The 26,273-nt window shown below is 67.1% G+C and carries 26 protein-coding genes; 14 read left to right on the top strand and 12 right to left on the bottom strand.

Annotation, left to right across the window (positions count from 1 at the left end):
- Nucleotides 1–76: 76 nt before the first annotated feature.
- Nucleotides 77–1,114: a type IV pilus twitching motility protein PilT gene (locus ROV93_RS13125; RefSeq protein ID WP_004147099.1), complete on the bottom strand. Its 1,038-nt coding sequence runs from the start codon at nt 1,112–1,114 to the stop codon at nt 77–79.
- 87 nt (nt 1,115–1,201) lie between these two features.
- On the opposite strand from ROV93_RS13125, the gene ROV93_RS13120 reads away from it, so the two are divergent.
- Nucleotides 1,202–1,879 carry a YggS family pyridoxal phosphate-dependent enzyme gene (locus ROV93_RS13120; RefSeq protein ID WP_072168206.1) on the top strand — a complete coding sequence of 226 codons (678 nt, stop codon included), beginning with the start codon at nt 1,202–1,204 and terminating at the stop codon, nt 1,877–1,879.
- A gap of 18 nt (nt 1,880–1,897) precedes the next feature.
- Entirely contained in the window at nt 1,898–2,719 is an 822-nt protein-coding gene (gene proC / locus ROV93_RS13115; RefSeq protein ID WP_072168207.1) for a pyrroline-5-carboxylate reductase, read from the top strand.
- A gap of 60 nt (nt 2,720–2,779) precedes the next feature.
- Here the strand turns inward: proC and ROV93_RS13110 are convergent, their stop codons facing one another.
- Nucleotides 2,780–3,655, bottom strand: coding sequence for a LysR family transcriptional regulator (locus tag ROV93_RS13110; protein ID WP_072168208.1), 876 nt, complete (start codon nt 3,653–3,655; stop codon nt 2,780–2,782).
- 98 nt (nt 3,656–3,753) lie between these two features.
- On the opposite strand from ROV93_RS13110, the gene ROV93_RS13105 reads away from it, so the two are divergent.
- Nucleotides 3,754–4,356 carry a short chain dehydrogenase gene (locus ROV93_RS13105; protein ID WP_072168209.1) on the top strand — a complete coding sequence of 201 codons (603 nt, stop codon included), beginning with the start codon at nt 3,754–3,756 and terminating at the stop codon, nt 4,354–4,356.
- Nucleotides 4,357–4,434: 78 nt separating this feature from the next.
- Here ROV93_RS13105 and soxR read toward each other — a convergent pair whose 3' ends face one another.
- Nucleotides 4,435–4,869 (bottom strand): redox-sensitive transcriptional activator SoxR, encoded by a 435-nt coding sequence (gene soxR / locus ROV93_RS13100; RefSeq protein ID WP_005415534.1) that lies wholly within the window; start codon nt 4,867–4,869, stop codon nt 4,435–4,437.
- A 29-nt stretch (nt 4,870–4,898) separates the two neighbouring features.
- Here soxR and ROV93_RS13095 point away from each other — a divergent pair, with 29 nt between their 5' ends.
- On the top strand, nt 4,899–6,320 hold the full coding sequence (locus ROV93_RS13095) for an MFS transporter (RefSeq protein ID WP_111007637.1): 1,422 nt from the start codon (nt 4,899–4,901) through the stop codon (nt 6,318–6,320).
- Between the two features lie 87 nt (nt 6,321–6,407).
- Here the strand turns inward: ROV93_RS13095 and ROV93_RS13090 are convergent, their stop codons facing one another.
- Nucleotides 6,408–8,429 (bottom strand): hypothetical protein, encoded by a 2,022-nt coding sequence (locus ROV93_RS13090; RefSeq protein WP_072168211.1) that lies wholly within the window; start codon nt 8,427–8,429, stop codon nt 6,408–6,410.
- Nucleotides 8,429–9,403 carry a DUF4105 domain-containing protein gene (locus ROV93_RS13085; RefSeq protein WP_072168212.1) on the bottom strand — a complete coding sequence of 325 codons (975 nt, stop codon included), beginning with the start codon at nt 9,401–9,403 and terminating at the stop codon, nt 8,429–8,431. The genes ROV93_RS13090 and ROV93_RS13085 overlap by 1 nt, the downstream gene beginning before the upstream one ends.
- 170 nt (nt 9,404–9,573) lie before the next feature.
- Here ROV93_RS13085 and ROV93_RS13080 point away from each other — a divergent pair, with 170 nt between their 5' ends.
- On the top strand, nt 9,574–9,978 hold the full coding sequence (locus ROV93_RS13080; RefSeq protein ID WP_072168213.1) for a GFA family protein: 405 nt from the start codon (nt 9,574–9,576) through the stop codon (nt 9,976–9,978).
- 278 nt (nt 9,979–10,256) lie between these two features.
- Here ROV93_RS13080 and ROV93_RS13075 read toward each other — a convergent pair whose 3' ends face one another.
- Complete coding sequence (locus tag ROV93_RS13075; protein WP_072168214.1) at nt 10,257–11,774, bottom strand: MFS transporter; 1,518 nt, start codon at nt 11,772–11,774, stop codon at nt 10,257–10,259.
- Between the two features lie 107 nt (nt 11,775–11,881).
- Between ROV93_RS13075 and ROV93_RS13070 the strand changes: the two genes are divergently transcribed.
- Nucleotides 11,882–12,778 (top strand): LysR family transcriptional regulator, encoded by an 897-nt coding sequence (locus ROV93_RS13070; RefSeq protein WP_072168215.1) that lies wholly within the window; start codon nt 11,882–11,884, stop codon nt 12,776–12,778.
- Between the two features lie 53 nt (nt 12,779–12,831).
- Here ROV93_RS13070 and ROV93_RS13065 read toward each other — a convergent pair whose 3' ends face one another.
- Nucleotides 12,832–13,761 carry a LysR substrate-binding domain-containing protein gene (locus ROV93_RS13065; RefSeq protein WP_072168216.1) on the bottom strand — a complete coding sequence of 310 codons (930 nt, stop codon included), beginning with the start codon at nt 13,759–13,761 and terminating at the stop codon, nt 12,832–12,834.
- 115 nt (nt 13,762–13,876) lie between these two features.
- Here ROV93_RS13065 and ROV93_RS13060 point away from each other — a divergent pair, with 115 nt between their 5' ends.
- Nucleotides 13,877–14,575, top strand: a complete 699-nt coding sequence (locus ROV93_RS13060) for a glutathione S-transferase family protein (protein ID WP_072168217.1) — start codon at nt 13,877–13,879, stop codon at nt 14,573–14,575.
- Nucleotides 14,576–14,662: 87 nt separating this feature from the next.
- Nucleotides 14,663–15,337, top strand: a complete 675-nt coding sequence (locus ROV93_RS13055) for a class I SAM-dependent methyltransferase (protein ID WP_072168218.1) — start codon at nt 14,663–14,665, stop codon at nt 15,335–15,337.
- A gap of 3 nt (nt 15,338–15,340) precedes the next feature.
- On the opposite strand, the gene smqnr is transcribed toward ROV93_RS13055, so the two are convergent.
- Complete coding sequence (gene smqnr / locus ROV93_RS13050; RefSeq protein WP_072168219.1) at nt 15,341–15,988, bottom strand: SmQnr family pentapeptide repeat protein; 648 nt, start codon at nt 15,986–15,988, stop codon at nt 15,341–15,343.
- 159 nt (nt 15,989–16,147) lie between these two features.
- Between smqnr and ROV93_RS13045 the strand changes: the two genes are divergently transcribed.
- On the top strand, nt 16,148–16,924 hold the full coding sequence (locus ROV93_RS13045; RefSeq protein ID WP_072168273.1) for a DeoR/GlpR family DNA-binding transcription regulator: 777 nt from the start codon (nt 16,148–16,150) through the stop codon (nt 16,922–16,924).
- 11 nt (nt 16,925–16,935) lie between these two features.
- Nucleotides 16,936–18,069 carry an MFS transporter gene (locus tag ROV93_RS13040; protein WP_072168220.1) on the top strand — a complete coding sequence of 378 codons (1,134 nt, stop codon included), beginning with the start codon at nt 16,936–16,938 and terminating at the stop codon, nt 18,067–18,069.
- 9 nt (nt 18,070–18,078) lie between these two features.
- On the opposite strand, the gene ROV93_RS13035 is transcribed toward ROV93_RS13040, so the two are convergent.
- The 3 genes from ROV93_RS13035 to ROV93_RS13025 all read right to left on the bottom strand — a co-directional run bounded on the left by ROV93_RS13035 (nt 18,079) and on the right by ROV93_RS13025 (nt 22,259).
- Nucleotides 18,079–19,584: a PepSY domain-containing protein gene (locus tag ROV93_RS13035; protein WP_072168221.1), complete on the bottom strand. Its 1,506-nt coding sequence runs from the start codon at nt 19,582–19,584 to the stop codon at nt 18,079–18,081.
- 11 nt (nt 19,585–19,595) lie between these two features.
- Complete coding sequence (locus ROV93_RS13030) at nt 19,596–21,734, bottom strand: TonB-dependent receptor (protein ID WP_072168222.1); 2,139 nt, start codon at nt 21,732–21,734, stop codon at nt 19,596–19,598.
- A gap of 129 nt (nt 21,735–21,863) precedes the next feature.
- Entirely contained in the window at nt 21,864–22,259 is a 396-nt protein-coding gene (locus ROV93_RS13025; RefSeq protein WP_072168223.1) for a DUF2946 family protein, read from the bottom strand.
- A gap of 241 nt (nt 22,260–22,500) precedes the next feature.
- Here ROV93_RS13025 and ROV93_RS13020 point away from each other — a divergent pair, with 241 nt between their 5' ends.
- Nucleotides 22,501–23,076, top strand: a complete 576-nt coding sequence (locus ROV93_RS13020; RefSeq protein ID WP_072168224.1) for a hypothetical protein — start codon at nt 22,501–22,503, stop codon at nt 23,074–23,076.
- Nucleotides 23,077–23,116: 40 nt separating this feature from the next.
- The gene (locus tag ROV93_RS13015; RefSeq protein ID WP_088497805.1) at nt 23,117–24,214 is read left to right on the top strand and encodes an XVIPCD domain-containing protein; all 1,098 of its coding nucleotides are present in this window, start codon (nt 23,117–23,119) and stop codon (nt 24,212–24,214) included.
- A 34-nt stretch (nt 24,215–24,248) separates the two neighbouring features.
- Here the strand turns inward: ROV93_RS13015 and ROV93_RS13010 are convergent, their stop codons facing one another.
- Nucleotides 24,249–24,629, bottom strand: a complete 381-nt coding sequence (locus tag ROV93_RS13010; protein ID WP_088497806.1) for a tautomerase family protein — start codon at nt 24,627–24,629, stop codon at nt 24,249–24,251.
- Nucleotides 24,630–25,195: 566 nt separating this feature from the next.
- On the opposite strand from ROV93_RS13010, the gene ROV93_RS13005 reads away from it, so the two are divergent.
- Nucleotides 25,196–25,603 carry a hypothetical protein gene (locus tag ROV93_RS13005; protein WP_072168227.1) on the top strand — a complete coding sequence of 136 codons (408 nt, stop codon included), beginning with the start codon at nt 25,196–25,198 and terminating at the stop codon, nt 25,601–25,603.
- 52 nt (nt 25,604–25,655) lie between these two features.
- Nucleotides 25,656–26,219 (top strand): hypothetical protein, encoded by a 564-nt coding sequence (locus ROV93_RS13000; RefSeq protein ID WP_005415515.1) that lies wholly within the window; start codon nt 25,656–25,658, stop codon nt 26,217–26,219.
- The last annotated feature ends 54 nt before the right edge of the window (nt 26,220–26,273 follow it).

Below are 26,273 nucleotides of genomic sequence, written 5' to 3'. Positions count from 1 at the left end.
TACCAGGTAACGGTCGGTGGAGGAAACAACACGGAGCGGCCGCGCCATTGCGCGCGCCGCCCGTCGCTGTCCCGCCTTACTCGAACAGGCGCTTGTCCTTGGCGTACTCGCGGGCCTGGTTGCGGGTGATCAGGCTGCGCTTGACCAGGTCCTGCAGGTGCTGGTCCAGGGTCATCATGCCGTACTGCTGGCCGGTCTGGATGGCCGAGTACATCTGCGCCACCTTGTCCTCGCGGATCAGGTTGCGGATGGCCGGGGTGCCGACCATGATTTCCCACGCCGCGGTACGGCCGCCGCCGACCTTCTTCAGCAGTGCCTGCGAGATCACCGCACGCAGCGACTCGGACAACATCGAACGCACCATCGGCTTTTCGCCGGCCGGGAACACGTCGATGATACGGTCGATGGTCTTGGCCGCCGAACTGGTGTGCAGGGTGCCGAACACCAGGTGGCCGGTTTCCGCGGCGGTCAGTGCCAGGCGGATGGTTTCCAGGTCGCGGAGTTCGCCGACCAGGATGATGTCCGGGTCCTCACGCAGTGCCGAGCGCAGTGCTTCGTTGAAGCCATGCGTGTCACGGTGCACTTCGCGCTGGTTGATCAGGCACTTCTGCGAGGTGTGCACGAATTCGATCGGATCCTCGACGGTGAGGATGTGGCCGTATTCGTTCTTGTTGATGTAGTCGATCATCGCCGCCAGCGTGGTCGACTTGCCCGAGCCGGTCGGGCCGGTCACCAGGATCAGGCCCTGCGGTTGCTGGATTACCTCGCGGAACAGCGGCGGGCAGGCCAGGTCCTCGAGGGTGAGCACCTCGGACGGAATGGTACGGAACACCGCACCGGCGCCGCGGTTCTGGTTGAACGCGTTCACACGGAAGCGCGCCAGCGACGGGATCTCGAAGGAGAAGTCCACTTCGAGGAATTCCTCGTAATCGCGGCGCTGCTTGTCGGACATGATGTCGTACACCAGCGCGTGGACCTGCTTGTGGTCCAGGGCCGGGATGTTGATCCGGCGAACGTCGCCGTCCACGCGGATCATCGGCGGCAGGCCTGCAGACAGGTGCAGGTCGGACGCTTTGTTCTTTACGGAAAACGCCAGCAGTTCGGCGATATCCATGAGCGGCTACTCCCCAATAACGGCTTCGACTGGAAGGATCTTTCCCCGGGCGGCAGTATAGCCTCCTGATTCAACGGAACGCGTTACGTGGCCACTCCCCTGCCCCAGATCCTGAGCAACCTGCATGCCGCCGCCGAGGCGGCCGGCCGGCCCGATCCGCGCCTGCTGGCCGTGTCCAAGACCCAACCGGCCGAGGCCGTGGCCGCGCTGGCCGCACAGGGCCAGCAGGCCTTCGGCGAGAACTATGTGCAGGAAGCGCTGGCCAAGATGCAGGCACTGCAGCACCTGGCGCTGGAGTGGCACCTGATCGGCCACCTGCAGTCGAACAAGGCCGAGGCGGTGGCCACCCATTTCGACTGGGTGCAGAGCGTGGACCGGCCCAAGCTGGTAACGGCGCTGGCGCGCCATCGCCCGGCCGCACGCGGCCCGCTGAATGTGCTGATCCAGGTCAACATCGACGATGAATCGAGCAAGCACGGCTGTGCACCGGAGCATGTCGAGGGGCTGGCCGCAGCGATTGCCGCCGAGCCCTCGCTGTGCCTGCGTGGCCTGATGGCGATTCCTGCGCCGTGGCCCGAGGTGGAGCGCCGTCGGGATGCGTTCGTGCGCATGCGCACACTTTTCCAGTCGCTGGCCGCCCAGCGCGCGCAGGTCGACACGCTGTCGATGGGCATGAGCAGCGACTACGCCGAAGCCATCGCCGAGGGCGCCACCCTGGTGCGCATCGGCACCGCCCTGTTCGGCGCGCGCGCGCGCCCGGCCTGATTTTCCAAGGAGACTTCCATGGCAGCTGATTCCATCACCTTCATCGGCGGCGGCAACATGGCCCGCAGCCTGATCGCCGGCCTGATCCGCCAGGGCGTGCCCGCCGCGCACATCCATGTGGCCGAACCGGTTGCAGCGCTGCGCGAGTCGCTGGCTGCCGACTTCGGCGTGCAGGTACACGACAACGCCACCGATGCCGGCGCACAAGGCAGCACCTGGCTGCTGGCGGTGAAGCCGCAGGTGCTGCGTGAGGTCTGCCAGTCGCTGCAGGCACTGGCCCAGGCAAACCGGCCGCTGGTGGTGTCGATCGCTGCCGGCATCACCAGCGCACAGCTGGAGCGCTGGCTGGGTGGCAACCTGCCGGTGGTGCGCGCAATGCCCAATACCCCCGCTCTGCTCGGCGCCGGCGTGACCGGCCTGTATGCCACGCCCTCGGTGAATCCGCAGCAGCACGCGCAGGCCGAACAGGTGCTGGCCAGCGCTGGGCGCACGGTGTGGATCGAACGCGAGGCACTGATGGATTCGGTCACCGCCGTGTCTGGCAGCGGGCCGGCCTATGTGTTCCTGCTGGCCGAAGCGATGGAAGCGGCGGGCATTGCCCAGGGCCTGCCGGCCGAGGCCGCGCGCACGCTGGTGGTGCAGACCCTGCTGGGCGCCTCGCGCATGCTGGATGAGGCCGGTGAGAGCCCCGCAGAGCTGCGCCGACGCGTGACGTCACCCAACGGCACTACCCAGGCCGCGATCGAGAGCTTCCAGGCTGGCGGCTTCGAGGCACTGGTGGACAAAGCACTGCGCGCCGCGCAGGTGCGTGGACAGGAATTGTCTGCTGCGAATGATTGATCCCCTGGGGTCAGACCCCTTTGCCGAGGCAAAGGGGTCTGACCCGATCTAACCCGATGATCATTGCCCCAACGTGGTCATGACGAAATCGACGAAGCACTGCAAACGGGGGCGCGGGCGTCGATCGGGCAGGTAGATCAGGTGCATCGGCCGCGGTTCCGGCAGGTAGTCGCGCAGCAGTGGTTTCAACCGCCCTGCCGCGATCTCCGCCGCCAGCAGTGCGGTGGGCTGCAGTACCAGCCCGGCCCCGGCTACGGCGGCTTCGCGCAATGCGAAGCCATCGTTGCTGCTCAGCCGTGCCTCCCAGTCGACCTGTTCGCCGTTGGCCAACTGCCAGCCATGCCCGCCGCGCCAGGCCAGATGGCTCAGGCAGTCGTGCCCCTGCAGGTCATCCGGTGTTCGCGGCGTGCCGCGCCTGCGCAGGTAAGACGGCGCCGCGCACAGGCTCATCGCATACGGCGGCAGCGGCCGCGCCACCACCTCCTGCGATGGCAACGGCCCGACCCGGATCGCCGCGTCGAAGCCATCTTCGATCAGGTCCACGCGGCGGTTGCTCAGGTCCAGCTCGATATTCAACTGCGGCTGCGCGCGCAGCAGGCCGGCCAGCTGCGGCGCCAGCACGCAGCTGCCCCAGGTGGTGGGCGCGCTTATCCGCAACAGGCCACGCGGCTGTACCTGCAGGCCGGCCACATCGGCCTCGGCCTGCTGCACCTGCTCCAGCACCTGCCGGCACCCGGCCAGGTAGGCGCTGCCGGCTTCGGTCAAGCGCTGGCGGCGGGTGTTCCGTTGCAGCAACGCGGTGCCCAGATGTGCTTCCAACTGCTGGATGTACTTGCCCACCATCACCGCCGACACCTGCAGCTGTTCGGCGGCGCCGGCGAAGCTGCCGCGCTCGGCCACTGCCACGAAGGCCTGCATGCAGCGAAGGGCATCCATTGCTAATCCAGAGTTAGGAATCTGCGAATCATACGCCGCTTACCTAACCACGCTGTGACGGCGCAGACTGCGCTCACTCCCACACGCAAGGAACGGCCATGAAGATCCTCCTCGTCGGTGCCAGCGGCACCCTCGGCCAGGCAGTCGCCCGTCAGCTCGGCCAACAGCATCAGATTCTCGCCGCCGGCCGCCGCAGTGGCGAACTGCGTGTGGACCTGACTGACGACGCCAGCGTCGCCGAACTGTTCGCCCGCACCGGTGCAGTCGATGCGGTGATCTCCACCACCGGCTCGGTGCATTTCGGACCGCTGCAGGAGATGACGCCCGAGCAGTTCACTATCGGCCTGCAGGACAAGCTGCTGGGACAGGTGCGGCTGGCACTGGCCGCGCAGCACCACCTCAATGCCGGTGGCTCGATCACCCTGACCAGCGGCATCATCAGCGCGCAGCCGATCCGCGACGGCGTCAACGCCACCGCAGTGAATGCCGCACTGGAAGGCTTCGTGCGCGCTGCCGCACTGGAGCTGCTGCCGCGCGGCCTGCGCATCAACGTGGTCAGCCCGAACGTACTGATCGAATCAATGGCGGCCTACGGCCCCTACTTCCCGGGCTTCGAAGCGGTAAGCGCACAACGCGCCGCACTGGCCTTCCAGCGTGCAGTGGAAGGCATCCAGAGCGGCGAGACGATCACGGTCTGGTAAGAAAAAGGGGACGGAGGGGATCAAGTCGTTTTCGTCCGCCGGGCATGGCCCGGCGCTACCGGGAGCGCGTCCCCTTTTTCATTCCCAGCGCATCGGGCCATCGCCGCGTTCGCCGAGAACGTCGCCAGGGTTGGCCAGGCGGCAATGCTGCAGTGACAGGCAGCCACAGCCGATGCAGCCGGTCAGTTCATCGCGCAGCAGCTGCAGCATGTGGATGCGCTCTTCCAGCTCGGTGCGCCAGCGCGCGGACAGCTTGGCCCAGTCAGCCTTGGTCGGTGCACGGCCTTCAGGCAGGCTCTCGAAGGCGCGGCCGACCGCTTCCAGTGGCATGCCCACCCGCTGCGCAACGCGGATCACCGCCAGCCGGCGCAGCACGTCGCGGCTGTAACGGCGTTGGTTGCCCGAGGTGCGCAGGCTGCTGATCAGCCCCTTGCGCTCGTAGAAATGCAGTGCGGAAACGGCCACGCCACTGCGCTGGGAAACCTCGCCAACGCTGAGTTCCTGGGATGCCATTGCTTGACCTCAACTATAGTTGAGGTGGCATGCTGCTATCTTCGCCGCCCGTTGACAAGCGCGGCCCGCCCCTGACCGGTATGACCCCGACCCTCTCTCCCGCCGACACCCGCCTGCCGGCTGACACATCGATCCTGTCCGCGCGCTACCGCGCCACCACCCTCGGCATGGTCGCGCTGGTCGCGCTGCACGCCTTCGAAGCATTGGCCGTCGCGGCCGCGATGCCCACGGTGGCCGAAGCACTCAGCGGCCTGCGCCTGTATGCGCTGGCCTTCGGTGGCACACTGGCCACCAGCGTGATCGGCATGACCCTGGCCGGACGCTGGGCCGACCGCCAGGGCCCGGCACGGCCGCTGTGGTACGGCCTGGCCTGCTTCGTGCTGGGCCTGCTGCTGGCCGGCTTCGCCGTGCGCATGGGCATGCTGGTGGCCGGGCGCCTGCTGCAGGGCCTGGGTGCGGGCGCGATTTCGGTCTCGCTGTACGTGATGGTCGGCCGCAGCTACCCCGAGCACCTGCGGCCGAAGGTGTTCGCGGCATTCTCGGCGGGCTGGGTGGTGCCCTCGATGGTCGGCCCGGCGCTGAGCGGCCTGATCGTCCAGCATCTCGGCTGGCGCTGGGTGTTCCTGGCGGTGCCGCTGCTGGCAGTCCCTGCTGCCCTGTTGCTGCGGCCTGCGCTGGCGCGCATGCAACCCTCCGCCGACAGCAACGACGACGAGGGGCGCGGCAACGTCGTACGTTGGGCCAGTGGTGCATCGCTGGCGGCGCTGCTGCTGTACTTCGGCGGCCAGCAGCACGGTCCGACCGCCCTGCTCTGCATCAGCGTGGCGATGCTGGCGCAGCTGCTATGCGTGCATCGCCTGCTGCCGGCCGGAACGCTGATCCTGCGCAGGGGCCTGCCCAGCGTGATCGCACTGCGCGGCATCGCCGCCGCCGCATTCTTCGCCTGCGAAGCCTACCTGCCGCTGCTGCTTCAGCGCGAACGCGGGCTCCCGCCCAGCTGGGCCGGCGCGGTGCTCAGCCTCGGCGCACTCGGTTGGTTCGCTGGCTCCTGGCTGCAGGGTCACCAGCAGCGCGGCTGGTCACGCCAGCAGCTGCTGCGCGTCGGCACGGCGATGATGACGGTCGGCATCGCCGCAACGCTTGCGGTGTTGTTCAATGCAGTGCCATTGCCGGTGGCCCTGGTGGGCTGGACGGTCACCGGTTTCGGCATGGGCATGATCTACGCCAGCCTCTCGGTACTCACGCTTTCGCTGTCAGCAGCGCATGAGCAGGGTGCCAACACGTCGGCCCTGCAGCTGAGCGAGGCCCTGTCGGTGACCACCGCGCTGGCGGTCTCCGGTGCGTTGTTCGCGCTGTTCGTGGAAAGCGCGCCGCACACCGGCTACCTGCTGTGCCTGGCGATCACCTTCGGCCTGGCGGTGCTGGCCGCGGTGATCGCGCGGCGGGTGTAGCGTCGCCCGGTTTCGGCAGTGTCGGCCGCTGGCCGGCACCATCACGGGATTCCCGCGTGCGCGGAGAGTGCCGGCCAGCGGCCGGCACTACCGGGTCCCCGTCCCCACGTCATCGATATCCCGGTGCAGGATGCGCCGCACTTCCAGCACCGCTTGCGGGGTCTCCTGCACGCTGTGGCCGGAAATGATCACCTTCTCCGACTGTGCACCCGGCAGGTGCGCACTCCAGTACGGCACCAGTCCGTCATCGGACTTGTCCACCGGCAGCTCCGGCTTGCGCTGGGCGATGATCGAGTGGTACTTCAGTCCCGCTTCGATCGGCAGCTGCGCTGCGGCCTTGACGAACGGATCGCTGGCCTTGAGGTTGTCGATGCTGTTGGGAATCTTCGGCTTGGCCGTGCCATCGACCTGCTGCTCGGCCTGCGCCAGCGCCATGAACACGTCCTCGAACTTGCCGAGAATGGTCAGCGGCAGGCGCACCAGCCGGCCCAGCAGGCGCCCGACCTTGTTGCCGGCGATGTCCGTGCCCTGGTGGGGAGCGGCGATGAAGATCGCACGCTCCACGTTCGGCTGTGCCTTGAAATGCAGCAACGGCCCCAGCTTGTTCTGCACGCGCTTCAGACGCTCGCCCTTCAGGTCATAGTTGGCCAGCAGGTCGTTCCACAGCACGTCACCGGAATCGCTCACCAGCAGCCGCGCGAGCACGCCGCCCATGCTGTGGCCGATGTAGACCATATCCTTCGATGCACGAGTGCTGCCATTGGGATCGAAGTGCTTCAGCGTGTCGTTGAACGCGTTGGCGATCTCGTAGCGGTTCAGCGCGATCGGTGCGTTGGTCGGGTAATAGACCTGCCACACCTGGAACTGCTGGCGCAGCTCGGGGTCGCCCATGATCTCGTTGGCCAGGTTCACCCAGGCTTCCGGGCTGCTGGCCAGGCCGTGCAGCATGAAGATGATGCGGCGGTTCGGGTCCCACGGTTGCATCAGGTAGATGTGTGGCTCGCCGATGCCCTCGCTCATGCCGAACAGGGTGCGCAGTGACTGCCGGGCGAAGCCGCTCTGGGCAAGCCACAGGCCGTAGGCTGCGGTGAAATTGCCGGCCAGCGGCACCTGCTCGCCGTGCAGGGTGATGCGCTCGGTGGCTTCCGGCGAATAGGCATCCAGTTCAACCCGGCGCGTCCGCATCACATCGTCCAGGCTGCTGCCTTCGAAACGCAGCAACGCGGTGACGTTGATCGAGGACATCTCGCTGAACTCGGGCACCGAATCGTCATGCCGGTGGCGACGGCCACGGCGTGCGCCCTCTTCGTCATCCTGCGGTGTCTCGGCCTTCGGGCCCTCAGGCGCGATCACCGGTGCGACCAGCTTCGGCGGGTCCATCACCATCACCAGCTCGGCACCGAAGCCATCACGGCGATAAGTACTGCGCAGCCCGACGAAGCTGACCGTGCCGGCCGGCACCAGCTGTGCGGGAATGCTCTTCAGGTTCAGCTGCTGGTAGTTGGAGGCCAGCGACCAGCTGCCAACCGCGATCGGCTTCGTGTAGTCCTCGCCAGCCAACGCAGCGGCGCGCGCGCGGACGAACAGCACCACCGCTGCCTTCTCGGCGGCGTAGTTGTAGTAGTCGCGCACCTGTGTCTGCCGGTCCTCGAAGGCACGGTCGGACGGCGATCGGCCGCTGTAGAACAGGTAGGCATAGGCGTAGCGCGCGGCTTCCAGCCAGGCGTCCAGCGCTGCGTCGCTCATCGGCGGATCACCGGCTGCGGTCTTCTTCGGCGTCAGCGCCAGCGCGGCCTTCACCCACAGTTCGGACAGCGCCGACAGCCGCTGCTCGACATTGAGATCGTCGGTCATCAGCAGCGTGCTGCGGCAGACCAGGAAGTCCTTCTCGCACTGCGATTCGTCCAGGCCTGCCGCGCTTAGCGTCTCGCGCGCGGCGGGGCTGAGCTTGCCGGTATTGAGCACGTCGGCACGCTTGTTGACCAGCGAATCGCTGGATTTGACCTGCTTGACGGTGACCATCGCGCAACCGCTGCTGCCCAGCAGCAGGAAGGCGGCGAACAACACCGGCAGCGCACGCTGCCAGCGGATCAGGAGGAGTCGAGTCATTACTGCGGGTCCTGCTCGGTGCCAGGCACGCCCTGGCGGATCACGGTGGAGAAGTGTTCGCCGCTGCCCAGGTCCAACGCACGCTGGGTGATGCGGCCCTTGTCGTGCAGCTCGGCGTACGGCACACCCGGGGTCAACGCACCCACTTCCTGTGCGTACTCGGCCAGGTACCCGGACAGCAGCAGGCGGTAGTCCAGCGGCAGGCGCGGCGCGATGTGGCGGGCCAGGTCGAAGACGATGGTGGTGCAGTTGCTGGTGAGCGTGTTGTAGAAGCCCGGCTTCGCATCCAGCTCGCGTGCCTGTGCGATGTACGCGGCAAACAGCTCCTTCAACTGCGCGCGGTCCATGCCATGCAGGCGGTACAGGTAGACGTCCTCACCGCGCGCATTGGTGCGGGTGCGGATGATGTCGGTTTCCTCCGCGGCCACCAGGGTCATCTCGAACCTGCGGAAGAAACCGCCCAGTGCCGAGAACGATTCGCCGCGCTCCTTGCGGATCTCCAGCGAGAACACCACGTGGCGCCCATCCTCGAAGCCAAACGAGATGAGGGTGTGGGCGATCGCCGGGCCCATCCAGTACGACAGCACCAGGTCGGCCGAGCGCAGCTGGTCCAGGTCGTACGCGCGGCGCACCCAGTGCGCGTCGTAGTCGGTTTCGCTGCGCCAGGTGAAATCACGCACGTTGTCAAACACCACGTGGCGCCCGTCGAAGGACACCACATGCAGGCGCTGGGCCACGTCGTCGGCCCATATGCGGTCCTGGCGCGGGGTCAGCAGCAGCCACCAGAGGCCAGCCAGCGCCAGCGAAGCGCCGAACGCCAGGCCCAGGCGACGGCTGCTGCGGCCACGCGCGACCCGCCACGAGGCCCACAGCGCAGCCAGCAGCCACAGCACGGCAATACCGTTCGCCAGCCAGCCCGGCCCGGGCATCTGGTAAGCCAGCAGCCCGGTCACCCACAACGCTGCCAGCGCCATGGCACTTCCTGTCATCCAACGTCCTGCGGCTCTCACTGGCATCCTGTCGCGGTCCCGAAGCCGCATAGTTAGCCACAAGCGGGTTCACCGTGGCATCTACGGCCCGTTCAGGCACGCCGGCGCACCGTCTGCGGCGGCCCCGCGGCCAGATGAATCACACAGGAGCAACGATGGGCATCACTTCCGTGGCCGGCGTTCCGGTCCAACCCCGGCACCGCGCAACCTGTCACTGCGGCACGGTCGAGCTGCTGCTGGACCTGCCGGACGGGATCGTCGATCCCCGCCGCTGCGACTGCTCGATGTGCCGCCGCCGTGGCGCCATCGCCGCCAGCGTCCCCCGTCAGGGCCTGCAGGTGGTGCGCGGGCAGCATCACCTGCAGAAGTACCAGTTCAACACCCATGTGGCGGAGCACTACTTCTGCGGCGTGTGCGGCATCTACACCCATCACCGGCGCCGCTCCAACCCGGACGAGTACGGCTACAACGTGGCCTGCCTGGAAGGCATCGACCCGTTCGCGCTGGGGGTCATTCCGGTCAGCGACGGGATCAATCACCCGTCAGACCGCAGCGACTAGTGGCGCGTGCGCCGCGGCGGCGTGGCGATCTTCTGCCAGGGCGCCATGCCGCTGCGCCCCGCCCGCGCGGGTCGTTTCAGCCAAGGCCGGCGTGGCGGCGCCTGCGGCGCATCCGCGACCGGGGGAGGAAGCGGTCGACGGCTGGGCCAGAGATGGTCGAGCAGCCACATGGCGGGTCTCCGTGGGGGACGGGGACGATCAACATTAGACCTGGGTGGGCATGGGCGGTGTGAGCGGAAGACGACAACGGGATGACGGCGGAGGGGGCGATGAGCCTGCTACGCCGTATGCTCGGCCAACGTGCCTTTGCGTTTCCGCAGCAACAGGTGCAACAACACAGCACACACAGCCGTCAGCAGCGCCAGTACACGCAGCAGTGTTGCCAGCGCCTTGGCGCTGACCTGCTGCAGCTGCTCAGCGCTCATCGCCGGCAGCAGTGCCGCCGCCTGGTCGCGGGACCCGCTCGCCAGATAGGCACCGGCACGCGCCAACGACGCGGGCGATGCCCCATGCAGCTGCTGGTCGACCAGCATCGCCAGCAGCGCCGTCACTGCGGCCAGGGCGATACCTTCGCCTGCTACCCGCACGGTTCCGAAGATGCCGGCGGCCATGCCCGCACGCTGTACAGGCACCACGCTCACCGACAGCCCATCCATCAGCCCCCACGGCAAGGCCGTGCCTGCACCGACCCACATCAGCAACGGCACCCACTGCGAGGGCGACGGATGCGTCGCATGGCGCGACAGCAGGTACAGGCCAGAGGCACACACCAGCAGCCCCAGCGTGCACAGCCGTGCGCTTCCAACGCGTTCCGCCCAACGCGCGGCCAGCATCGGCAGCATCAGCATCGGCGCGGACAGCGCCAGCATCTGCAGTCCCACCAGCGTCGTGCTCTGGCCATGCACGCCCAGCAGTTGCAGAGGCAACACGACCAGCAGCACCACGTAGCCCAGGCAGGTCGCCACCGGCAGCAGCTGGACGCCGAGAAACGCCGGTTGCCAGAACAGTGAGAGGTCCAGCAACGGGGAAGGATGCAGCCGTTCGGTACAGACGAACGCGCCGCCCAACAGCAGCGTCGCCAACAGCGCCAGCTGCACGCGACCGGCGTGCAGGCCGTACTCTCCCAGCCACAGCAGGGCCAGGGTCAATGCCGCCAGCATCAGGCTGAAGCCCAGCATGCCGGCGATGTCCAGCCGTCCGCGCTCGCCCCGGCTTTCGGGCAACGCGCGCGCGGCCAGGGCGAACGCCGCCAACGTCAGCACACCGCCCGCAGCGAACACGCTGCGCCAGCCCAGCGCCTGCAGCAGCAGGCCCGCGAGCAGCGGCCCCAGCGCCAAGCCCGCACCGAATGTCGTGCCCAGCAGGGCGAAGACACGGGCACGCCTCGGTCCCTGCCAGCCCTGCGCCAGCGCAGCGGTGCCCGAGGCCAGCGCTGCGGCGGCGGCCACGCCCTGCAGGCCGCGCGCCAGATCCAGCCACAGCAGCGTAGGCGCCAGGCATACAGCGGCCGTCGCGACGGTGAAGCCGGCCGTGCCCAGCAGGAACATCCGCCGTCGGCCATGGCGATCAGCCAGGCCACCGGCAGCGAGCAGCAGGCTGCCGAAGGTGAGCATGAAGGCGTTGGTCACCCAGGCCAGCGCAGTGGGCGATGCCACTGCGGAGCGGGCCAGCACCGGCACCGCGACGGCACCGGCGGTGAAGGACAACGGCAGCGCCAGCGCGGCCAGGCAAACCGCAAGCAGCGTCCAGCGTTGCGGCGTCTGGGCAGGTACAGGGAACGTCGAATCCGGGGCCATGCGGGCCTCCTTCCATCAGGGGCATTGATGATGAGCGGGCCGTTATTCCTGAAAAACAGGCTCTATGGACGTTGATTGCGGCCATATGTTCCGCAATCATGTCGGTCATGGACTCCATCTCTGCTCTGCTCGCCTTCGTCCGAACCGCAGAGGCGGGCAGCATCGTCGGCGCCGCCCGCGTACTCGGCCTGTCCGCCTCGGCGGTAGGCAAGCGCATCGCCCGCCTTGAACAGAACCTGGGCACCCGTTTGTTCCAGCGCACCACCCGCCGCGTGCACCTCACCGACGAAGGCGAACTGCTGCTGCAGCGCTGCCGCCGCGCACTGGATGAACTTTCCGAAGCGCAGGCGGACCTGGCGCAACGACAGCACGCTCCCAGTGGGCTGCTGCGCATCGGCCTGCCCACCATCGGCTACCGCTTCCTGCTGCCGGTGTTGCCCGGCTTCCAGCAACGCTATCCGCAGGTGCAATTGGAACTGGAGTTCAATGACCGCATCGTCGATGTGGTCAGCGAAGGGCTGGACGCGGTGATACGCAGCGGCGAGCTGGCCGATTCCAGCCTGACCGCACGGCGACTGGGCGACTTTCGTTTCATCCTCTGTGCGGCACCGGGGTATCTGAAGGCGCACGGCATTCCCGGCGATGTAGGCGACCTGCGCCTGCACACCGCGCTGCGCTTCCGTTACCCCACCACCGGAAAACTGCATCCGTGGCAGCTGCCGGGCATCGAAGGCGACGCCGGGGCGCGCCTTTCCACGGCGATGACCTGCAACAACATGGAAGCCGTGCTGGCCGCTGCGATCGGTTGCATGGGCCTGGCCTGGATGCCCGACTTCCTCGCCGCCGACGCGCTGGCCGACGGCCGCCTGCAACAGGTGTTGCCCACACTACCTACGCGCCAGGGGCAGTTCTCGCTGCTATGGCCCGGTGGGCGCCATCCCAGTGCACGCCTGCGGGTGTTCATCGACTATGCCGTCGCGAACCTGTTCCAGAACGCCTCATAAAAAGGGGACGGAGGGGATTAAGTCGTAATCGGCCCTACTGTGCCCGAAACGACTTAATCCCCTCCGTCGCCTTTTTCCCTGGGCGCTGGCGCTGCGTTGAGCTGGTAATGCGCGACCAGCGCATCCACCACCGCGCGCACGCCCGGCAACTGTCCACGACGATGCGGCAGCAGCACGCTGGTGGTCACTTCGCCGGCATGCCACGCCGGCAGGACCTGCTGCAGGCGGCCGGCCGCAATCGCTGCGGCACACAGGCTGTGCGGCAACACCGTGATGCCAAGGCCCGCTTCGGCCGCCGCGACCAGAAGCTGCGACTCATTGCCGACCAGCGCCACCTGCGGTTCCACCTGCACGGTGCGGGCGTCGGTGCCGTGCAGTGTCCAGCGCGTTGCGTGGCGCGCCGTCAGCAGGCCGGCATGCGCGCTTAGCTGCTCGGGCGTATCCACTGCTGGCGCGGCTGCCAGATAGCCAGGCGACGCCACCAGCACGATGCGTTCTCTACTCAGCGAGCGCTGCACCAGACCGGAATCCGGCAGCGGACCGAAGTGGCTGCGCAAGGCAATGTCGATGCCTTCCTGCGCCAGGTCGACGAAACGATCACTCACTTCAACTTCGATGCGCAGCCGCGGATAGCGGCGGGCCAACGGGGGCAGGCACACGGCGAGCTCGACCTGCACCACCGGAATCGAAGCGCTGATGCGCACGGTGCCACTCGGTTCGGCCTGGCGGTCACGGACGATGGCCTCGGCGGACTCCACCTCGGACAACGCCGCGCGTGCGCGATCAAAGAACGCCTGGCCGACTTCGGTCAGCGCGAAGCGGCGCGAACTGCGTTGCAGCAGCCGTACCTCGAGGTGTTCTTCCAGCAGCGCCACGCGCTTGCTCAACGTCGAGCGCGGCAGGCCCAGATGGCGTCCGCCTGCTGCAAAACCGCCCTGCTCCACTGCGGCCACGAACAGGGCCAGATCGTTGAGGTTGAGCATGCGCAACGTCCACAGGTGTGGACTTCAGGATGCCATTCGAACCGCTTCCGGGGCAATGTCCACGCAGGCACGCTTTCCTCGCCCGCCGCATCGCGGCTTGAACCGGAAACCTGCCATGACCCCGATCCTCTTCTACGGCGTGCCCTCGGGCTGCTCGTTCGGCTCCATCGTCGCGCTGGAATGGTTGCGCCAGCCGTATCACCTGTGCCGTATCGACATGCCCGGCCAGGTGCAGGGCGAAGACTATCGCCGCCTCAATCCACTGGGCGAAACTCCCACTCTGCGCACCGCGCAGGGCGAACTGCTCAGCGAGAGCCTGGCCATCCTCAACCACCTGGCCGCCCAGGGCGTCGCGCAGGGGCTGGGCTTCGCACAGGGCACCTCCGGCTTCGACCGCCTCAACCACCGGCTGGCCTATCTCAACACCAGCTTCTTCGGTGCCTACGCCCCGCTCTGGCACGCGCTGGAACACGCCGAGGGCGATGACGGCAAGGCGCTGCGTGCCTATGGCACCACCAAGGTGCGCCAAGCCCACCAGGCGCTGGAGCAGATGCTCAGCACAGGCCCGTGGCTGCTGGGCGAGCAGCGCAGCTTCGCCGACGCCTACTTCGCCGGCATCGCCCGCTGGAACGATTACCACCAGGTGGTCGACCGCCGCGAGTTCCCCAGGGTGCAGCAGCTGTTCGAGCGCCTGCAGGACGACGCCGGCGTGCAGTTCGCCCACGCCGTCGAAGCACAGCGGCCGGCTACCAGCAGCGGTGGCTTCCTCGGCGAGGTGCGGCTGGAAGACGTGCTTGAGGCCGCGGCGGCCTGAGTCCTGCCCTGCCTGTGCGGCAGCGGCGCGCAATGCCTCTTGCGCGCCGCGCTACAGTGGTATGTCCCCTGCTGCAGGAATCCGCGCATGTCCACGTTCTCCGATCCGCAGGCGGTGGCCCGCTATGCCGAAGCACCGCTGCGCCAGGTGCCCGGTTTCCTCGCCCTGCAGCAGATGAGCCGCCTGCTGCTGGCCGAACGCGTTCCCGCGCAGGGCCGCGTGCTGGTACTCGGTGCCGGGGGTGGGCTGGAGCTGAAGGCCTTTGCCGAGGCGCAACCGGGCTGGCAGCTGCTGGGCGTGGATCCGGCCGCGCCGATGCTCGCGCTGGCCGAGCAGACACTGGGCCCGTTGAACGCACGCGTTGAGCTGCTGGAAGGCTACATCGACGATGCCCCGGACGTGCGCTTCGATGGTGCCAGCTGCCTGCTGACCCTGCACTTCCTCGATGCCGCGCAGCGCCTGCACACGCTGCGCGAGCTGCACAGGCGCCTGCAGCCCGGCGCGCCGCTGGTGGTGGCCCACCACAGCATGCCGCAGGATCCGGACGGCAAGCTGCGCTGGTTGCAGCGCTACGCCGCGTTCGCCGAAGCCTCGGGTGTTGCCCACGCCGATGCACAGCGCGCGATCGACGCCATTGCCGAGCGACTGCCACTGCTGGCGCCCGAACAGGAAGTGGCGCTGCTGCAGGAGGCCGGCTTCGACGGCGTGGAGCTGTTCTATGCAGGCTTCAGCTTCAGGGGCTGGGTGGCGTACGCCGGGTGAAGCCTACGGCACCACGGTGATGCCGATGCGCTGCATCAACAGCGCCACCTGCTGCAGATCCAGCGTGGCGCCACGCAGGTTGGTGCTGCGCAGGTCCAGCTCACCCAGCTCCGAGTGGGTCAGGTCACAGTCGGTGAAGTTGGCGCTGTTCCAATCGACACCCTCGAACTGGCCACCGAACAGGTCCGAGCCAGCGAAGCTGGCGCCGCTCACGTTTGCACCGTCCCAGCGGTTTTCCCATAGCTCGCACTTTTCCAGCGTCACCCGCGAAAAATTGGCGTAGCGCAGGTTCGACTTCTTGATGAAGGCGCTGCAGAACCCGCTGCGCGGGGTGATCTGGTTCATGAAGCTGGCGCCGCTGAAATCCGCGCCCTGCGCGCGGCACTCGCTGATTTCCAGGCCCAATGCCTTGACGAAATTGAAGTGGCACATGCTGATGTCGCAGCTGCGGAAGCTGGCTTCCTTCAGCGTGGCGCCATTGAAGCGGCAGCCGGTACGGCTGTCGGCATCGTAGAAACTGCAGTTGATGAACTCGGTGCCGGTCAGGTCCACGCCGGAAAAATCGCACTCGTGGAACTGCTGATCGACCACTTTCTGGCCGGTGTACTGGTCCGCGCCGATGCGCAGCTTGCGGTGAACGGTGTGGGACATCAGGGATTCCATGCCAGGAGTCCCGCCATCATGCCGGGCCGCGAGGGCGATCCATAGACGTGGGCGCGGGCGGATTCACCGGCAGTCCAGCCGCCCCGTGCCCCCCAATACCGGATGCACGGTGTTGCACGTTACTGCACGAACGTGCAGACTTATGGCATGAGCTCAGACCCCAGCCCCCTCCCCGCCCAGCGCACCCGGCAGATCCTGGAGGAGCTGCGCCAGCAGGGGCGCGTGGTCGCCGCCGAACTGGCGCGCCGCTATGCCGTCTCCGAAGATTCGATCCGCCGTGACCTGCGCGAGCTGGCCGCACAGGGCCTGTGCCAGCGTGTCTACGGCGGCGCCGTGCTGCCGCCGCCCAAGGAACGCCCGCTGCGCGAGCGCCTGACCCGCGACCGCGGCGACAAGGCCGAGCTGGCCGCACGCGTGTGCGCGTTGCTGCAACCCAATCAGGTTGTACTGCTCGATGCCGGTTCAACCAACCTGGCGATCGCCCAGCAGCTGCCGCCCGCTCTCGGGCTGACGGTGATCACCAATGCCCCGCAGATCGCCACCGCCGCCAGCACGCTTGAAGGCACCCTGGTGCAGCTGATCGGCGGCCGCTTGGCCAGCGGCGGCGGTGCGGTCGGCGCAGAAGCACTGGGCCAGGTGCAGCGCCTGCGCGCCGACGTGTACCTGCCCGGCCCCTGCGCGGTGGACGGCGATACTGGTGTATGGGCAATGGATGCAGAAGAGGCCACGCTGAAGCGCGCGATGGTCGCGTGCAGCAGCCGCGTCATCGTCGCCGCCACTACTGAAAAGCTCGGTGCACGCGGCAACTGGCAGATTGCCAGCCTCGACGAGATCGACGACCTGGTGCTCACCACCTCGGCCCCGCCGGCGCTGGCGGCACGCTTCCGCGCCGCAGGCATCGCGGTACACCCCACTCCGCCCTGACCGTACCGCTCATGTCCGTTGCCAACCGCGCGCGTGCCGAACAGCACGCGACCCGCGCTGCGTTCTTCATTCCCGGCTTCGCCACCGCGCTGTGGGCCACCCTGGTGCCGTTCGCCAAGGCACGCACCGGGATCAATGACGCCACGCTGGGGCTGGTGCTGCTCTGCCTCGGTGCCGGTTCGCTGCTGGCGATGCCGTTGTCCGGTGTGCTGGCCGCGCGCCTCGGTTGCCGCCGGGTGATGGTGGCCAGCAGTCTGCTGATCTGCCTGACCGTGCCCGGCCTGGCCCTGGCCGGCTCGGCCTGGAAACTGGGGCTGGTGCTGTTCGTGTTCGGCGCCGCCGTGGGCGCGATGGACTGCACGATGAACGTGCAGGCGGTCATTGTCGAGCGCGAAGCACGGCGCGTGATGATGTCCGGCTTCCATGCCTTCTTCAGCATCGGCGGCTTCCTCGGCGCGGCCACCATGACCGTGCTGCTGTCTGCCCATCTGCCTACCTTGGTATCCGTGCTGGTCGGCGTTGGTGCCATGCTGCTGGTGATGCTGCTGTCAGCGGCGTACTGGCACAGCGAACGCATGCCGCATGACACGCCCATGCTGGTCCTGCCGCACGGCATCGTGCTGTTCATCGGCGTGCTGGCGTTCGTCGCCTTCCTCGGCGAAGGTGCGATGCTCGACTGGAGCGCGGTATTTCTCAGCGACGTGCGCCGCGTCGATGCCAGCCTCGCCGGCATCGGCTATGTGACCTTCACCCTGACGATGACCGTCGCGCGCCTGTTCGGCGATGCACTGGTGGCACGCGTGGGCCGCCAGCGCGCGATCGTGTTCGGCGCGTTGCTCGCCGCCGCGGGCGTACTGGTGCTGACCCTGGTCACGCCGTGGCAGGCGTCGCTGGCGGGCTATGTGCTGGTCGGCCTCGGTTGCGCCAACATCGCCCCCGCACTGTTCTCGCTGGCCGGCCACCAGACCCGCATGCCCGGCGCACTGGCGATCACTGCCGTGTCCACGCTCGGCTTTGCCGGCATCCTTGCCGGGCCGGCGCTGATCGGCTTCGCCGCAGATCATTTCGGACTGATCGCCGCGTTCATCGGCGTGGCCACGGCCTTGTTGCTGGTGGCCGTGTCCACGCGTTGGCTGCAGGTGTAGCGCGGCGCATCAACGCCGCCTGCGGCGCAGCTTCATCCGCACGCGCCGGTAGCCGATCACCGTCGCCGTGGCGCACAGCGCGGTGCCAGCAGCGCTCAGCAGCAGCAACACCGCCAACCGGACACCTTCCTGGCGCAGCATCGCAGGCAGATCCCAGCTGTGCAGGAAGTAGAACAACCAGCGCCCCACCCGCTCGCGATGACCCATCGTCAGCAACGGATCGCCCGTAGCCAGGTCGAGATAGACGCACGTCGCCTCGGCATCACCAAAGTCCACCACGGCCACCGGGAAGCGGCGTACCGCTGCACCATTCATGGCCTCGGGCGCACGCGGATAGAAGTACGCATCCGCTGCATGCTGCACCACGAAGCCCTGCATCGGTGCATCGGACAACGCACGCACCTTCTGCTGCAGCCAAGCTGCCGGCAGCAACCGCGTAACCTGCAGATGCCCATTGCTGCCGGACACGATGCGAGTATGACCCTGCCCGTCCAGCAGCACCGCAAACAGTTCACCACTGATCCGTCGCCACTGAATCTCCACCGGCTGAAAGCGCGCGGCTTCGGCCACTGCCAGAAGCGTGTCAGGATCACCCAGCGCACCGTCCACCGCCACCGCGCCGCCACGGTAGTGCTCAACATCGATCGCCTCCCGCGTGCTGCTGAAGACGCCCAATGGATTCATCGACATCAGGCCGCTGAAGATCCAGGTGAACACGAAGGCCGCAGCACACAATCCGATCAGATGGTGCCAGCGCATCCACGACTCCACGTACGGCGTCTTCGCACCGGAACGATAGTGCCCACGGAAACGCCAGCGCCACACTCCCACCACGATGCCGCTGATCACCGCCACCGTGCACATTGCGGACAGCACGATCACCACCCACGTCCACACCGGGTCGACCGACTGCATGCGCAGGAAGTACAGCCAGTGCAGCCAGGCGCCCACATAGTTCCAGCGCTGCTGCACATGCGGGGCGTCCAGCACCACTTCACCGGTACGCGAGGACACATACAGGTCGCCCGGCTGCGCGCCGCCCACCTCGACGCGATAGAGCGGTCGATGCACATCCAATGCGCGCGAATGCGTCCAGCGGTCCTCCTCCACGCGCATCGCTCCCACGAAGGCCGGGCCTACGGCGAACTGTGCAGCGGATGCTTCGGCGCGCTGTGCCGACACCGGCGGCAGCGCCTGACCGGTGTATGCAGACCAGGCCCCCATGTGGCTGCCACTACGCACCACATAGGCGGGCTCGCCACGCAGCGTGGTCAGCGCCACGGCCTCCGGCTCGGCCTGCAGAGCAGCCGGCAGTACAGACAGCCCCTGCAGGTCGCGGGCCTCACCCAGCACTGGCAATGCCGCCAGCCGCTCGCCGGGCGTCAGCTTCGGGTAACCAATGAACAGCATCACCATGCCGCTGACGAACCACAGCAGCATCAGCAGGCATCCGCCGATGCCCAGCCAACGATGCACCAGGTAGGTCCAGCGCTTGGCGGTGGATCGCAGCGACATCGCCAGCGCCCTCAGAAGCGATGGTCGACGGTGAATTCGACGCGCCGGTCCGCCCCCAGCAGCCACTGGGTGCTGGTGTAGTACGCGGTGGCGTAGTACGCCTTGTCGAACACGTTGAACAACCGCGCGGACAGCCGCGTGCGCGGTGCCGCCTGCCAGGTCAGTGCCAGATCGGTGGTGCTGTAGCCGGGCAGCTCCAGTGTATTGGCGTTGTCAGCGTAGCGCTTGCCGACGTAGCGAACGCCACCCGCCGCACTCCATTCCGGTGCGAATTGCCAGCTGAGCCACGCACTGGCCAGGCGCTCGGCTACGTTCGGCGGCACGTTGCCATCACGCGAGACCAGCATCGGCGGCGAACCCGTGGTTTCCAGGAATTCCTCGAACTCGGCCTTCAGCACCGTCGCATTGGCATCGAGCGACCACCGCGGCGCGAACGCCCAGTTTAACGATGCCTCGATGCCGCGTGACGTCTGCGCGCCCACCTGCACCCGGCGATCCGGCACCAGCGGATCACGGCTGAGCAGCCCAGTCTTGCGGATGCGGTACGCCGCCAGCGTCCACTCGCCACCGTCGAAGGCCTGCTTCAGGCCCACCTCGATCTGCCGCCCCTTGGCCAGATCGAACGCTCCATTGGCCGGGCTGATCATCAGCAGCCCGCTGACCGGATCTGCCGCCTGCGAGTACTGCGCATACAGGCTCAGCGTCGGCTGCAGCGCAAATACCGTGCCGGCGCGCCAGCCGGTGCTGCTGTAGGTTTTCGAGAACGCGTTCTGGCCACTGATCAGATCGGTGCGATCGATGCGCGCGCGATCGTGGCGCAGGCCAGCCAGCACCGACCAGCGCTCGCTCAGCGCCAACCGGTCTTCCACGAACAGCGCGTACTGCTCGGCACGGTTGCGATAGCGCGGCAGGTTCGGCGCATCGCTGGCGAACTGCCCCGGGACAGGATCGAACGGATCGACCGGGCCCGAGCTGCCGGCATAGGTGTTATTGGTGTGCTTGAAGTGCGCGCGGTTGGCGTCCAGGCCCACCGTGAAGCTGTTCGCCCAAGCGCCCACATTGCCCTGCGCGCGCAGCGTCGAGGTCAGCCCCGTCTGGTCCTGGTTGTGGGTGATCTGGGTGTTACCCGAGCGGTCGACCAACCCGGTTCGCGGGTTGTAGACATAGGCCTCGGCGTTGCGCCAATCGCGCTGGCTGTCGATCTGGTAGAGGCGCGTGCGCCAGTCAACGTTCGCGTTCGGCGTCCACTGCGCATCGAGCTGCGTCCAGCGGTCGCGGAAGCGGATTTCGCTGTCGTCCACGTTGTAGTTGCGGTGGCGCAGCGCCTCCAGCTGGCGGCCCTCGACCAGCGGCGTGCCGAAGTAGCGCATCGGTTGCTGGTAGCCCTGCGCATGGGTGAGCGTCAGCTGCAGGTCCGGGCGAGCCTGCCACAGCAACGCACCGGAGAACGTCGCATCGTTGTTGCGGCCACGGTCGACCCAGCCACCGCTGTAGTTGCCACTCACATCCAGCCGGTAGGCCAGCCCGGACGCCAGCGCGCCACCACTGCCGAAGCCCAGCCGCGCGGTGTCCTCGCTGCCCACGGTCACGCTGATCTCGTTCTCGATGGCACCGCGCGAGGGCTTCTTCGGCACGATGTTGATCACCCCGCCGATCGCACCATCGCCATGGATCACCGAGGCCGGCCCGCGCAGCACTTCGATGCGCTCGATCGACCAGGTATCGAACGGGAAGGTGATGCCCACGCCGCCGTACTGGCGCAGCCCGTCGTACAGCCGCATCACCGAAGCACCGTCGGTGAAGCCACGGCTGGAAAGCGCGCTCAAGCCGTTGCCCGGGTGCGGCATGGCACTGATCGCACCCGCCCGGCTGATCGCATCGTTGAGGTTGCTGTCGCCGCGCTGCTCCAGTTGTTCGCGCGAAATCACCGTCAGGCTGGCAGGTGTCTGCAGCACGCTCAGGCCCAATGCAGAGCCGGCGCTGGCGGTGGAGGACAGCTCGCCTCTGCGGGTATCGATCACGCGTACGGCATCCAGCGTGGTCGGGGGTGCCACGTCGGCAGCAAGGGCAGAAGCGGAGTGCAGCAGCAGCGCGCAAGCGACAGGCAGCGTCGCCCGGCGCAGGCGCGCGGAGTTGGGGTTCGTTTTCATTTGTTCACGGCATGCAAGGCCACCCCGCAATGGCAGGGCAGCAATCAGAAAGGGACAAACACGCGCGTGCGGGCACCGGCCGTGGCCGGCAACCTCATGGGGGAACGTTCAATGCAGCGCGCGTGCGGCTCAGGCAGCCATCAGTGCCGGCGGCCCACGCGCGCCCAATGTGCCGCTGATCCGTTGCGGCAACGCCCGCACCGCGCCGCGCAGTGCGCGGCACACCGGTGCCATCGGCGCCAACAGCAGCACGGCCGCCACCAGCAGGGTGATCAGCCGTGCAGCGATCAGGCAGTAATCGCAGTCCACACCCATCTCATGATCGGCATGTGGATCGGCGGGCGGCTTCTTTGCGGTCTCGCCGTGCGGCATCGCCATCGCGTGATGGTCGTGATGGCCTTCCATCGCGTGCTGCGCGTGCTCTGCGTGCATTGCGTGGTCCATGGCCGCCACCGGTGCCGCGGCAGCCACGTGACCATGCGCCAGCCAGCGGCTCACCAGCGGGGCGAGCAGCACCAGCAGCATGGCGAGCCATGCCAGGGCCTGGAACCGGCGGTGGAGGACAGAATGACGCACGCCGCCATTCTACGGGGCCACGGTCAACCTTGGACCGCGTTCAGGGTTTGCCCCCTGCGACACGGTGACGCAGGGGCTCGCCTCGCGCGGCGACATGTGAATGGACCGCACCGCGGTCTCTGCGCTTGCGGGCTCTGCCTCGCCAACGTTAGGGTTCAATTGGCCACGGCAAGGAGCCACAGGAATCCGCATGACCACCCGCATCACACACTGGCAGCGCATCAGCCTGCTCGGCCTGACCGCGCTGCTTGCCGCCTGCGCCGACAACGGGCCGCCCCCACCGCCAGAGCCGCTGGAACTCTCACAACCCATCGCCGTGGACGCGCCTGGCCAGCAGGTGCAGTTCGAGTTCGAAACCACGGCGCGCAATTTTGCCAGCTACCGTACATATGCGGTGGAGCTGGATCTGCAGCACGTCTCCCCGTCGCCAGATGCTGCTTCTCCGCGCGACCTGCACATTCCTTTACGCGTTGGACTTCAGCAATGGTCCGGCGGCACGTGGCAGTCGCTGGCAAGCCCCGACGCCTACCAGATCGCACAGTCGCAATCTGGCCAGCCACTGCCAGACTGGCACCGCGATGCGGGACTGAACTACGCTCAGACCCAACGAGGCAGCGACGGGGCCTATCGACTCCATGTCGCGTTGCTGCCGTTGCAGGCGCGTAGCCGCTATCGGGTCCAGATCAGCACGGTTGAAGACATCGCACCGCTTCGTGGCGCAAGCGCCAGGATACTGATTCACGAATCGCGTCCGCTCGCCAAGTAGCGCAGCGCCTTCGTACACCTTCCAGGAGGATCACACGCACATGGACAAGCCACGCTACATCGTCGATATCGTCATTGCGGCGCCGGGAACACCGCTTCTCGACCCGGTAACGCAGCAGCCGCTGCGTAATCCGGATGGTTCCCCGCAGACATCCGGGCCGGGACACATGTTCTACGTCCTGCGAGCACCGGGAAAAGATCCGGCGAGCTACGGCTTTGCACCGATCGAGCACGGCAGCATGAACGGACCGGGCGACATCGTGGACAGCGATGCAAAGACCTACAAGAACCCGCATTACACGCGCTCTCTGGAAATCACCGAAGCCCAGTACAACAAGCTCAAGGCGTTCGGCGACGATCCAGTGGCGCACGGCTTCAGCAAGCACTATGCCGACGTGCGCCACAACTGTGTGGACTTCGCCTGGGGCGCATTGAATCATGCCGGCATCCAGCGCAAGCACAGCCTGGACGTGAACAGCATCGGCGGCCCTGTTGGCCAATTGCTGCCAGACGTCCGCATTCCGCTGGGCGTCCAGTCACAGGGCAAGGACGGCTATCGTCCGCTGCGCAACATCCATGGCGTGGACAGCATTGAGCCGCCTTTCCCCAACAGCGAACTCAACCGCACCACCACTCATCCCCTGCCCGAGCGCAGCTTGAAGCAGCGTCTGCTCAGCGAAACCGATGGCATTGATGGCCCCTTGGGCGAGCGTCTGGCTGCGGACGCGCGCGCACCGGGGCACAGCCTTCATGCCTTGGACCAGAAAGTGCGTACCGCACTCGCCCAGGCCAGCGAACAGCAGGGACTGCCCCCCGGACAGGAGCACGAACGACTGGCCGGCCATCTGACCCACGCGGCGGTGCAGGCCGGCTTCAGCGAAAAGGACACGCTGCAGGTGGCATTCAGTTCAAACAGCACCGCCGAGGCACCCGGCTACGTATTCCTGCATCGCAGCGGCGACACCGCCTCGCCGGACCCAGCCGCCAATCGCCAGCGCCTGTCCCTGCTCGATACGCAGCAGGGCGACGCGGATACGCTGTATCAGCAGGCCAATGTGCAGCAGCAATCCCGCGACGCAAGTCGGCTGGCGCAGGACGAGCAACAGGCACAACAGCAGGCGTCGCCGCGCATGGCCTGACCCAGCCGCATCAGGCGCTGACACCGTTCCCGCATCAACTCACGTACTGCGCCTGACCGTTCCCGAACGACCAGTTCTCCTTCTTCACTTCCACCAGATTGATGAACACATCCTCGCGGCGGATGCCCACCGCCGCATACAGTCCATCGGCGATGCCGGCGTACAACGCCTTTTTCTGCTCGAGCGTGCGCCCTTCGTTCCAGGTGATCTGGATGCAGATGAAGTCGTCGGTGCGATCCACGCCCAAGTAGCCGGGGTCGTAGATCAGCGTGCCGGGCGCGTGTTCCTGGAAGATCTGGAAGCGGTCGTTTTCCGGAACGCCCACCGCGCGCATGGCCTGGTAGATGGTTTCGCCGACGCGTTGCAGGTAGTCGGCGGATTTACCTTTGCGGAGATCGATGCGGGCAAGCGGCATGGTGGCACTCCAGAGTGGATGGGTACGACGACAGGCTGAGACTACGCCTGCCCGGGGCCGCGGGACAGCGCAGGGATGGAACCCTCTGGCTCCATGCGTGGCATGTTCCCGCCTCCGCCGCGCGGGGTGACGCGATTGCCATGGCGGCGCCGCTCTGGAGTCGTCTTGTGCACGGTCGGTAGGGGCGGCGATGCGCGCCATCAGTGATGGGCCGCACTACTCGCGCGTGTCGAACGACACACATCGGAGAACGTCTGGCCTGCCTAGGGACAGTTGAGAATTTTCCTTACAGACCGATGTGATTGCCCGGCTTGAAGATCCCCGCGCCGAGGCAAGACGCCTTGGCCGGGATTGGCGTCTCGAATAAACGAATGAACACCCATCGCTGCGGTTTACGTCGCAGCAGAGAGAATGCACCGATTGCCTTCAATGGCGGCCGGTGCGTGGGGATCGACAGATCCGCCAGGCCTTCTTCTCGATGGGAGTTCGTTTGCCTTGGTACGCCAACCCGCACCGTCCGCCACCTTCACTCCGGAAGGTGGCCTTACGCCACTGAGGGTTTCGCCATGACCAACCGCACCGCCGTCCATCCCCGCCTGCACGCGCTTATCGGCGACGTCGCAGCCGACGTGCCCGGGGACCTCGCACGCGAGATCGAGTGCGCCCTGAACGAACAGAACCTGCCGACGCAGTCGGCCACGTTCTTCGCCCGACTCAATGCGATCAACCAGGCCGACGGTGATGACGGACAGCCGTGCATCAGCCTCACCCTCGGCGCCAGCAATCACGCTTCGTTGCGCCGCTCGCTATCTGGGCTCGGCGCATTGCTCGACCTGCTGCAGGCCGCCGACCATGCGCGCAACGAAGGTGGCCCGGACGAACAGTTGGGCGCCTTCCATATCGACGGACTGATCGTGGCCGCCCGACAACTGGTGCGCGAGGCACATCATTGCCTCTCCGGCGGCGACGCCTGACCGGCCCGGATACGCTCCCGCTACAATCGCGCAGTGAGCGCAGGAGACCGCAATGGACGCCGAACACCTGGAATACTTCAAGGCCGCACTGGAAGGCCGCGCAACCGTGGGCTGGAACGTCTGGTTCGCCGCCAACCAGCACGCGCTGGCACAACAGCTGAGCCGCCCTGCACTGCTGCGCTTGAAGTTCAGCACACTGGATGAAGCCGAACGCCTGCTGGCCGAAGCCGGCATCGTGCCCCGCAGCACAGCGGGCAAGCGCTACGAAATGTACTGCGCGCAGTTCTCGCCGGACGTGGTGGACGCGAACGGTCGCCCGCTACCGGCCCTCTGGCGCGCGGCGCACGGCGGTGCCATCGGCCTGCTGGCCGACGGTGAGCAGGAGGCCGGCCAGGCGAAGCTGCTCGCGGAGTTCCGCCGCGTCCGCAAGCGCGGGCTGCAGCAGGCCCATGAATGGTTGGCCGATCTGTGCTTTGAGGGCGAGATGGAACTGACCAGCGGCAATGCCGAGGTGGGCCGTAGCCTATTGGCGGTGGTGGTGCAGGCGGGTAGCGGCCATGACCTGCTGGATGCCACGGCGATGATCGCGCGCGAGCTGCTGGAGCGGCACGGCTGAAAGGGCGTGTGCTTCCAGCTGATCCTGCTGGATCGCTGGTAACAAAAAAGCCCC

The organism is Stenotrophomonas maltophilia group sp. msm4, assembly GCF_032025605.1.
Lineage (GTDB): Bacteria > Pseudomonadota > Gammaproteobacteria > Xanthomonadales > Xanthomonadaceae > Stenotrophomonas > Stenotrophomonas sepilia.
This window is presented reverse-complemented; position numbering and strand designations above follow the sequence as displayed.